Source organism: Maribacter sp., assembly GCF_016744255.1.
In the GTDB taxonomy this organism is placed as follows: Bacteria; Bacteroidota; Bacteroidia; order Flavobacteriales; family Flavobacteriaceae; genus Maribacter_B.
The window spans coordinates 1-9,920 of sequence record NZ_JADGES010000117.1 but is presented as its reverse complement, the minus strand read 5'-3'; the positions used below and the strand labels follow the sequence as shown (position 1 = coordinate 9,920).

General features: G+C 30.1%; 13 protein-coding genes. 12 read left to right on the top strand and 1 reads right to left on the bottom strand.

Going from position 1 to position 9,920, the window contains the following annotated elements:
• Window positions 1–288: 288 nt before the first annotated feature.
• The 12 genes from QZZ51_RS14835 (at window position 289) to QZZ51_RS14780 (ending at window position 8,810) form a co-directional block, all read left to right on the top strand.
• A complete protein-coding gene (locus QZZ51_RS14835; protein WP_291871059.1) occupies window positions 289–1,755 on the top strand; it encodes a tetratricopeptide repeat-containing sensor histidine kinase in 1,467 nt (488 codons plus the stop codon).
• Window positions 1,756–1,767: 12 nt separating this feature from the next.
• Window positions 1,768–2,433: a DNA-binding response regulator gene (locus tag QZZ51_RS14830; protein ID WP_291871057.1), complete on the top strand. Its 666-nt coding sequence runs from the start codon at window positions 1,768–1,770 to the stop codon at window positions 2,431–2,433.
• 108 nt (window positions 2,434–2,541) lie between these two features.
• Window positions 2,542–2,691 (top strand): hypothetical protein, encoded by a 150-nt coding sequence (locus QZZ51_RS14825; protein WP_291871055.1) that lies wholly within the window; start codon window positions 2,542–2,544, stop codon window positions 2,689–2,691.
• Between the two features lie 5 nt (window positions 2,692–2,696).
• Entirely contained in the window at window positions 2,697–2,933 is a 237-nt protein-coding gene (locus QZZ51_RS14820) for a hypothetical protein (protein ID WP_291871053.1), read from the top strand.
• Complete coding sequence (gene yidD / locus QZZ51_RS14815) at window positions 2,861–3,211, top strand: membrane protein insertion efficiency factor YidD (protein ID WP_366511985.1); 351 nt, start codon at window positions 2,861–2,863, stop codon at window positions 3,209–3,211. The genes QZZ51_RS14820 and yidD overlap by 73 nt, the downstream gene beginning before the upstream one ends.
• Window positions 3,212–3,217: 6 nt before the next feature.
• Window positions 3,218–4,270 (top strand): type I restriction endonuclease, encoded by a 1,053-nt coding sequence (locus QZZ51_RS14810; protein ID WP_291871049.1) that lies wholly within the window; start codon window positions 3,218–3,220, stop codon window positions 4,268–4,270.
• 610 nt (window positions 4,271–4,880) lie between these two features.
• On the top strand, window positions 4,881–5,285 hold the full coding sequence (locus QZZ51_RS14805) for a hypothetical protein (RefSeq protein ID WP_291871048.1): 405 nt from the start codon (window positions 4,881–4,883) through the stop codon (window positions 5,283–5,285).
• A 1-nt stretch (window position 5,286) separates the two neighbouring features.
• Entirely contained in the window at window positions 5,287–5,811 is a 525-nt protein-coding gene (locus QZZ51_RS14800; RefSeq protein ID WP_291871045.1) for a hypothetical protein, read from the top strand.
• Window positions 5,812–5,913: 102 nt separating this feature from the next.
• Window positions 5,914–6,549: a hypothetical protein gene (locus tag QZZ51_RS14795; protein WP_291871043.1), complete on the top strand. Its 636-nt coding sequence runs from the start codon at window positions 5,914–5,916 to the stop codon at window positions 6,547–6,549.
• A gap of 4 nt (window positions 6,550–6,553) precedes the next feature.
• Window positions 6,554–7,465 (top strand): hypothetical protein, encoded by a 912-nt coding sequence (locus QZZ51_RS14790; protein ID WP_291871041.1) that lies wholly within the window; start codon window positions 6,554–6,556, stop codon window positions 7,463–7,465.
• 2 nt (window positions 7,466–7,467) lie between these two features.
• Complete coding sequence (locus QZZ51_RS14785; protein WP_291871039.1) at window positions 7,468–7,986, top strand: DUF4236 domain-containing protein; 519 nt, start codon at window positions 7,468–7,470, stop codon at window positions 7,984–7,986.
• A 62-nt stretch (window positions 7,987–8,048) separates the two neighbouring features.
• Window positions 8,049–8,810: a hypothetical protein gene (locus QZZ51_RS14780; protein WP_291871036.1), complete on the top strand. Its 762-nt coding sequence runs from the start codon at window positions 8,049–8,051 to the stop codon at window positions 8,808–8,810.
• Between the two features lie 31 nt (window positions 8,811–8,841).
• Here QZZ51_RS14780 and QZZ51_RS14775 read toward each other — a convergent pair whose 3' ends face one another.
• A complete protein-coding gene (locus tag QZZ51_RS14775; protein ID WP_291871034.1) occupies window positions 8,842–9,660 on the bottom strand; it encodes an endonuclease/exonuclease/phosphatase family protein in 819 nt (272 codons plus the stop codon).
• Window positions 9,661–9,920: the final 260 nt, after the last annotated feature.

The following is a 9,920-nucleotide window of genomic DNA, read 5'->3' as shown; positions in this document are numbered from 1 at the left end:
ATTTACAAACTTAATAGAAGGTATTTTGGAGAAAAATTATTCGACAGGCTAGTAATAGCAGGAATTACAGGATTATGATAAATTACGGACAATCAAAATGAATTATTAATCAATCATGCAAAAAAAGTAAAGGATGAATTTAATCTAGGAAGGCAATATTATTTAAAAGGGTATTACTATAATGTAGTTGAGCAAGTGTTAGATAGTGCTTTTTACAACTACAATATATCAAAAGACTATTTTTATTCTACAAAAGATAGTAGTTGGATAGGTAAATGCCTCTATAATATGGGTACTATTCAAAAAAATAAAAACGATTATTTTGGAAGTAAAGAAACTCTAACCGAAGCTATTCAATACTTGCAGTCTAAAAAAGATTCAAAATATCTCTCCTCATCCTATAATGCATTGGCTACGAATCATCGAAAACTATTAAATTATCAAGATGCATTAAAATACTACAATAAGGCAATAGAAATTTCAAATTCAAAGAAAGACAAGTTAATATACCAAAATAATTTAGCAGCAACTTATATAGATAACGGACAATTTAAAACGGCGATTTCGTTGTTGAAAAGTATTAAAAAAGAAAATGTATTACATAAAACTAAAATAAAACATGCTCTTGTTTTAGATAACCTGGCTTATGCAAAATGGCTTTCTGGAATTAATAAAGAACAAACAGAATTTATTAAAGCCTTGCGTATACGAAAGAAAAATAAAGATCAAAGAGGGCAAATTGCTAGTTATACCCATTTAGGAGAATTCTATTCTAAAAAGAACCCCCAAAAAGCAATTGTTTATTTTGATTCTGTTATTCAATTATCTAAAAAATTAAGGATTCCTAGAGCAGAAAAAGACGTGCTTACATTTTTAATGAAAATAGACTCCGAGAATGTTTTTATACGAGACCGTTATGTAGCTTTAACGGATAGTTTGTATAACCAAGAGCTAAAAGTAAAAACCCAGTTCGCTAAATATAAATACGACGATAAATTACAGCAAGAATCTATTTTACGTCTAGAAAAAGAAAAGGCAGAAAGAGAAGTAGAATTGACCAAGCAGCGGACTAGAAAAATAATATCTTATTTTGGAATAGCCATATTATTATTAGGTTTATGCTTTATAGTGTATGATTCTAAACAACGTTCTAAGCGTTTAAAGCAAAAAAATAAAACGGAAAAACTAAAAGCTACTTTTGAAACGGAAGCCCAATTAGCAAGAAGAGTGCACGACGATTTTGGAGCAAAACTAAACCACTCTATGGCTTTGGTACAAAATGATACCGATAAAATGGAGGTGTTAGATATGCTAGAATCGTTATACAATCAGAGTAGAAATTTTTCTAGAGAAATAAATGAGGTAGATATAGGAGCAAATTATAAAACAGAACTTTTTAGTATGTTAGGTACATACACTTTGGGAGTTAAATTGTATACCACTGGTACTACAAAAATAAACTGGAATTCTATAAACCCACTAAGTAAAACCGTATTGTATAAAATATTAAGGGAGTTAATGATTAATATGACTAAATATAGTAAGGCAACAACAGTTACTATAGCCTTTATAAATACACCAAGTATTTTAAGAGTGGAGTATTTGGATGATGGAGTAGGAGCATCAAAAAAACAGTTAAATTTTAAAAATGGTCTTCGGATTACAGAAAACCGTATTCAAGCTATTGGCGGAACAATTATATTTGATTCGGAAAAAGGAAAAGGTTTTAAAGCTGAGATTCAAATTCCAAATTAAAAACAATTAAGCATGTTCAAAAAAGTATTAATTGCCGAAGATTTTCAGGATACCAATCAGGGAATAGTAAATGCCTTGAAAAATAAGTTACACATTCCGGAGATTCAGGAAGAACTCTATTGCGACAAAGCCCATACTAGACTTAAGGTTGCCGAAGCCAATAATACTCTTTTCGATTTATTAATTACGGATCTTTCTTTTAAAGGAAGCCATGTAAAGCGCACCCTTACTTCTGGCGAAGAACTCATTGCGGTTGCTAGAAACTTGCATCCCAATATTAAGGTTATTGTAAATTCTATGGAAGATAATCCGGCAAGAATCAATGCGCTTTTTAAAGAACAAAAGATCAATGGTTATGTTTGTAAAGGCCGCCATGGATTAATAGAACTAGTGAATGCTGTGCAAGATGTATATGCTAATAAGGTTTATATGTCTCCGCAGATAAACATATCGGATAGGAATACTGTTTTTGAGTTGGATGAGTTCGATGTTTTAATCCTGAAAGAGTTAGAAAACGGTTTGAGTAAAAAAGAAATATCTAATAAACTAAAGTTGCAAAATATATCGCCTAATAGCGAAAGTTCTATAGATAAAAAGATTAGTAAATTGTTTGATGAATTTGGAGCAAAAAATAGTACAAGCCTTATATCTAAGCTCATTCGGAAGGGTAAAATATAATTTAAAAACTAAATAAAAAACAATTTTTAATTCCCTTACAGATATCTGTAAGGGAATCTTTTTTTATGGGGGTAGGTTTGGGTATTGTTAATTTGATAATAAAGTATTATGGTAGTTATACATACACCAACAGGAGAAGTACACAAAGGGCAAAAAGGAGGAACCACAGGATGTGGCTTTAATACAACGGAAAACTCAGGTCATTGGATAAATACCAGTAAAAAAATTACTTGCGGGAAGAACGGGTGTAAAAACTAATACTGATGGAATATAAAGTAGTACCCTTAGAACCTAGTTTTGATGTAAAAGCATCTACATCAAAAGATGCTTCAAATTATTTGGAAAAATTTATTAATCACTATGATAATGAAGGTTGGGAATATGTTAGAGTGGAGGTGATTTCAACTTATCTTTCTGGGGATAATGGATGCTTTGGATTAGGAGGAACACCAGGTCATACTACAACAAAACAGATGGTTGTCTTTCAAAAGCAAAAATGAAAATTTTTCTTCTAATAGGTATTAAAATTTATTGGCTTTTAATGCCAAAATCAAAACGTAAAAAATGCATTTTTAGAACATCTTGCTCTAACTATGTTTTTAAAATAACTGCTAAAGGTGGTTTATGGAAAGGATTAAAAGCCCTTAAGTTTCGATATGTAAATTGTAGACATGGGTATCAACTTTTTAAGAATCCAATCAATAATAAAATCCATCTGATACTACCAAATCGAGAGGTCATCAATGAGGAAAATATAGCAGAAAGATTATTAAAATAAGATACCATGGAAATCCAAAACCAACTAAAAGCGATAGCTGAAAAAATACATACGCTTAAAGACAAGATAGATACGGAGGAATCTACAAAACATGCCTTTGTATTACCATTTATTAATGCTTTGGGGTACGATACTTTTAATCCAACCGAGGTAGTACCAGAATTTACTGCGGATATAGGTCTTAAAAAAGGAGAAAAAGTAGATTATGCTATTTTCCAGAACGATCAGCCTATTATCATCATTGAATGTAAAAATTGGAAAGAAAATCTCAATGCACATAATTCGCAATTGTTTCGATATTTCCATGCTTCAAAAACTCGATTTGCGCTGCTAACCAACGGTATTGAATATCGATTTTATACCGATTTGGATGCTACCAATAAAATGGATGAAAAGCCTTTTTTAGAATTTAATATTACCGATTTAAAAGAAAATACAGTACATGAGATAGCCAAGTTCCAAAAAGCCAATTTTGATGTAAAAAAAATAGTAGATAATGCAAGCTCTTTAAAATACACAAAGGAGCTTAGGAAAGTAATTACTACTCAGCTTAATACCCCTTCTATAGATTTAGTGAAATTATTAGCAAAAGAAGTGTATCCAGGAATATTAACAAAACGCGTTACGGAAGAGTTTACCGATTTGGTAGGCAAGGCATTTAACCAAACCATTAGCGATAAGGTTAATAACCGTTTAAATGCAGCCTTAAATAAAGAAACAGAAAAGCAACAAGAAGAAATTGTTGAGAAAGTTGAGGAAAGCAAAATTGTTACTACGGAGGAAGAAATGGATGGTTTTAGAATTGTGGTTGCTATTTTAAGGCGGGTACTTCCCACACATAGAATTGCGCATAGAGATACCCAATCTTATTTTGGAATACTATTAGATGATAATAATAGAAAACCTTTATGTAGACTTCATCTAAATGGAGGGAATAAATATATAGGTATTTTTAAAGAAGAGAATGGAGAAATTAGAAACCCAATAGAGTCTATAGATGACATATACCAATTTGAAGAACAACTTTTGGCAACAGTATATGGGTATGAAAAGGAGTAGAAAAGAGTATATCGGAGCTGTTTTTATACCAGTAATGTTCCTTTATAACGGAAATACAAGTTTATATCTGTAAAATTAAAAGCAGTAAAAAATAAGACTATGATAAATCTACGTTTTTAAACATTAAATATTTTTTACAATTTTCATTAACGGTTGTAGAATTATTTAATCTAAGTAGAGGTTGCTTGCTTACTAAGGAGGTGCTCGGGGGAACTACCAAGTTAGTAGGCAGGCTTTTTGTTAAAAAATAATTGCTAAAAAATGTTTTTTACATTACAGATTTCTGTAATGAATTGACTTTTAATTGGTTTAGGTTTGGGTGTGATAAAAGATATATAAGTAATGAAACGGTTGAAATTTGAAATTGCATATGTAAAGCGATATATGAATAAAGCTCATACAAATAATTTCTAAGCACTTAAATATTATGAGCTACCGAAGAGGATATTATAAGAAAGACGGAACATATGTTCAAGGACATTTTGTAAACAAAAATGTAAAAAGAAAAAAACATAAATTTAATAGTAAAAATGGCTGCTTTGGATTTATACTCTTGCTAGCTATAATAATGGTTCTATCCTGTACCTAATAGCTTTTAAAAACTAAACCTATGGAAAAAATAAATATTTCAGTTGAACTAAAAAGTCATTTTTTAAGACTTTATCAAATGGCTTTTTCAGATGATAATTTTGATCTTCTAGAATTAAAGATGCTTTACAATTTTGCAGAAGAAAGAGGACTGAGTAAAGACCAATTAAATGAGATATTATTAAACCCTTCACAGGAGTCCGTAATTCCAGAATCTTTAGAAGAAAAAATAGAATACCTATATGATTTATCATTAATGATATGGGCAGATGATATAGCTACAGAAGATGAAGTGAATACTTTAAAAAAATATTGTTTGAAGTTTGAATTTTTAGAAGAGAATATAGATGATATCTGTGAATTTCTTCTAGAAAATGCAAAAGTAAAAACGCCTTTAAAAGAATTAACAGCCAAAATGGAAGATTGATATGACTGCTTTAAAAAAAATATTTTCTCTAAAGAAAAATGTTCCTCAAGAAATGGAAAAACCAAAGGAAGAGGAAGTGAAAAAAATAAAGCTAAGCTTTTTTGAGAGTGGCTATGGTTCTTCAAAACAAGCAGCTGGTAATCATATGATTTTTAAAGCGTGTTTGCAAGATGTCTATATGGACTATAAGGGTAAATGTAGAGAAGATGAAAGGCTTCAAAAAGAGTTAAAGGAGCCTTATGTACAAGAAAAGAGTAAGCACGAAATTGAATTAAAGAAAAGAAAAACGGTAAAGAGTATTATCGATGAAGGTATCGTTAATCTAGAAAACAAAATTTCGATTTTTAAAAGTGAAATAGCAGATGTAAAACATAATCCTGAAAAATATGTAGAGGATGTCGATAAAAAGCCAAAGGCGCAATTTTATCTTGGTCTAATTGTTTTAATCCCAATTACATTTTACCTGCTAGTTTTTTATATTTCTGCTTCTTACTCAGCATTTTTTAAAACATTCAATACAGAGTAACTCACTAATGCTATTTTTGATGCCAATGCCCTTACAAAAGCTATAGATGATGGTTGGCTCGAAGGCGTTTTTGTTGCGACAATACCTTTTGCATTTATGGGCTTGGGGTATTTAGTTCACATGTTTCAAAAACATAAAAATTGGCTTTCTTTTTTTAAGATTGGGATATTGTTTGTGGTTACGTTTATTTTTGATGCAATTCTCGCGTATCAAATAGAAAAAAAGATATATGATATTGAAAAAACATTAAACTCACCCGAGTTTAATGTGCAAATAGCTTTTACAAAAGCAGAGTTCTGGGGCATCATATTTGCAGGTTTCGTAGTGTATATTATTTGGGGATTGGTTTTTGATTTTATTATGAAAGAGTATGATAATTTTGATAAGATAAAAACCTTTATCAGATTAAAAAGAGAAGGAATTAAAAATTCTGAACAAAAAATTGCTAATCAAATTGAGAAGCTTAACCCAATAAAGGAGGAAATTTCAGGGATAGAAGGGAAGATAAATGATTTACAAAGAACAATTGATGGCTTTGTGTTTTCTAATAAGCATTATCTCACTTATCACGCGGAATATGTAAAAGGCTGGTTTTTAGGGATATCAGATAATTTTGATAATTTAAAAAGAAGAGATCAATTATTATCGCAATGTACTTTAGAAGAAAAAAAGCACTTAGAAGAGCATGATATTGCAGATGAAAACTATGAAGGTAGATTGTATAAACTCATTAATTAATCTTATGAAAAAGTATTTCCAAATTCTCGCAGTATCTGTCTTTATGTTATCCTCTTTTGTCTCGTGCAAAGATGAATCCAAATTTGAAAAGATTATTCATAAACATGATTTTCCAAAGTTATCACCGAACAGCGAAAACTTAAATATTAGTGTTCTTTTAGATTTGTCTGATAGAATAGATCCAAAAAAATTTCCTTCTCTCGCAATGGAGTTCTATCAAAGAGATGTGGGATACTTAAAATCTATAGCTGAGAATTTTGAATCGCATATCATGAATAAGAAAATGATTAAGATAGATGATAAAATTCAAGCTTTTATAGATCCAGAACCTTCCGACAAAACATTGAATGATAAGCTAAATACACTTAAAATTTCATTTGATAAAAGTAATGCAGCAAAAGAAGGTATTTTAATGACATGCACAAAGTATGATAGTATTTCAAAGCGGATTTATGAAGTTGCTATTGAAGATAATAACTATGTAGGGTCAGATACTTGGAGATTTTTTAAAAACAAAGTAAATGGTTATTGTATTGAAGATGGGTATCGAAATATTCTGATTGTATTAACGGATGGCTATATATACCATAAGAATACCAGAATAAAAGAAGGTAATAGAACTACCTACTTAACTCCTCAGGATATAAGAAATTTTGGTTTAAACAAATCTGCATGGAGAGAGAAGTTTAAAGCAAAAGATTTTGGTTTTGTATCTATTGATAATGATTTATCTAATCTAGAGGTGTTAGTTTTAGGAATTAACCCAGATGATAAAAACCCTTACGAAGAAGATGTAATTAATGCTTACTGGAGTAAATGGTTGGCTGAAATGAATGTTAAGAATTTTAAAATCAAACAGGCTGATTTACCATCGCATATGGATAAAATAATAAAACGATTTATTTTAAAACAATAACTATGGCATTCAGATTTAATAAAAAAATTAACCTAGGTAAAGGCTTAGGATTTAATGTAAGTAAATCAGGTATTACACCAAGTTATAGAACCAAACGAGGAAGTATAAGTTCTAAAGGTTACTCTGTAAGAACAGGAATTCCAGGTTTGACTTATCGTAAAACTTTCTCTAAAGCAAAAAATAGTGGATGTCTTTTATTCTTTGTACTACCGTGGATATTTTTATTGCTGATGTTTTCTTGCTCTACAATGGAAAATATCAATGAATCTACCCCATGTAAGGATACTAATTGTGCCAATTATACTTCGCAATCAGCAGCACAGTCTGCATATAATGCGGATCCAGAATGTAGAAACGATTTAGATGCAGACAAGGATGGTATTGCATGTGAAGAACCAGGTAATAGCGTTAAAAATTGTGCTACAACTTCTAATTGTGGATGCTCGGGAAAAAATAAATCTCCTTGCCAATCCGACCCTTGTTGCAGATGGATTGTTGGTACAGGATGTAAGTGTAATTAAAGGATATGCTAATTTATATTTATAGTATTTAAGTGATTTTTAAAGTAAAATATTAATTAAAAATGAAAAGAGTATTAAGTTTTATTATGTTATCTACATTAGTAAGTTGCGGCGATTTAGAAACTTCCAAAATTGAAAATATTAAAAAAAAGACGGAGATTAAAAAAGAAGATAAATATATTAAAATGATTAAGTCTTCTATATCTCTTAAAAAGGATTATGAAGTTAGCAAAATAGTATTTGATAAAACCAAGGTTTCTAAATATACCGTTGAGGAATCAGAAATCGATTTGGCTAAAACTATAATAAAACCTTTATCTAGTTATAGTACAAAACAATTACTTGAATTACCAGAAAGTAAAAGATTAAGGTGTCATGTTGTTGTTCCTAGTACTATATCTAAGGAAAGCTTAAGGAATACTTTAAAATCAATTCTTTTTAAAAAAACGGAAAAAGACAAGAATATAGATGTTGTTGAAATTTTCGCGTATGACAATAAAAAGGATATAGGGAATGGTTATACCTATGGGAAAATTTTATGGTCTCCTGAAGGAGGAATAGGAAAAGTAACTTCCAAAATAGCAATAATGAATATTCGAGATAATTATAAAACAGAAGTAAATATAAAAGCTATAGTAGGTAATCTAAAAATTAATGAAATGCCTACAGAAAAGGAATTAAATATATATTATGAAATAATGTCTGAGAAATATTACGATATGCAAGAGGAAGAGTTCTTACCTGCTATTATGAGAAAATATAATATTAAAACAGAAAAAGAACTTAATGATATCTTTATAAAAGTTCTTGCTACAAAAATGTAAAAAAACAACTTTTTCTTAAGAATATTATTCCCTAGGGTAGATTAATTGAAAACTTAAGATAAACAGGTAAATGATCCGATAACTTTCGGGCATTGGTTAGGTTTTCGCAAAGGGTTACAAAGTCTAATACCCCACTTTCTATTCTAACAATTTCCTTAGAATAAAAAATATTATCTATAGCGTTGTTTAGATAGTAGTTTTTGTGGCACCCTTTTTTTAGGGTAGTCTTTTTCTCGGAGACCGCGGGAGCATAACCGTGATTTTTTAGAGCATTGAAAACACTATCTTTCTCATTAATATTAAAGTCGCCCGCCAAAATAATGGGTTCTTTAAATTCTTTTGTAATGTACTTGGTTAGTGCCTTAATTTCGGCTTCGGGGTTTTTATTAAAAGGCCTAGAATGAAAATTTAATACAGAGAATTTTTGGTTAGCAACATAAAAATCTAACAGGAATGGTTCTCTATATATATCTTCTTTTAAATTGCTTAATAGGGTTCCTCTATTTTTTATTTTTATATGTTTTGTTTTCCAAATAAATGCATAGCGTTCGGTTGCGTATTTTGGACTTTGCGTTGGGTTGCTAATTACATAATCCCAAGCATTCCCTTTTCTATTTAAAATATCGGTAAGTTTTGCCACAGCTTGGGCACCACCGTAACCAGAAACTACTTCCTGGATTGCAATAATATCGGCTTCTTTAATAATACTTGCAATTTGTTCTAGTTCGGAACTATTTTTTGTTTTTCCAAAGTCTTGTATGTTCCATGATATTAATTGGATATTTTCGGCCTGTGAGAACAAACAATATTGAAAAAACAGTAGGGAGACGAGAAGGAGCTTTTTTAGCATTAGGCGATTTTTTTAACGATGCTAAATTAAAAGTATTTAATCGTGATTTTGTTACGGATTTCTGTAACAATAGGTTTAAAAGTAGAAAGCCCTTAGTTTTTGGAAGAATTTTTTGTCTTGTAAATATTTTTAACACAAAAAAATCATAAGTGTATGTTTATAGGTGAGTAACTATTTTTAGGGGTAAATTTATTATAAGATAATAAACTAGAGCTATTCTTAGGTCTTATATTTTAGTAAAGCAATAGTTTAAAAAGGAT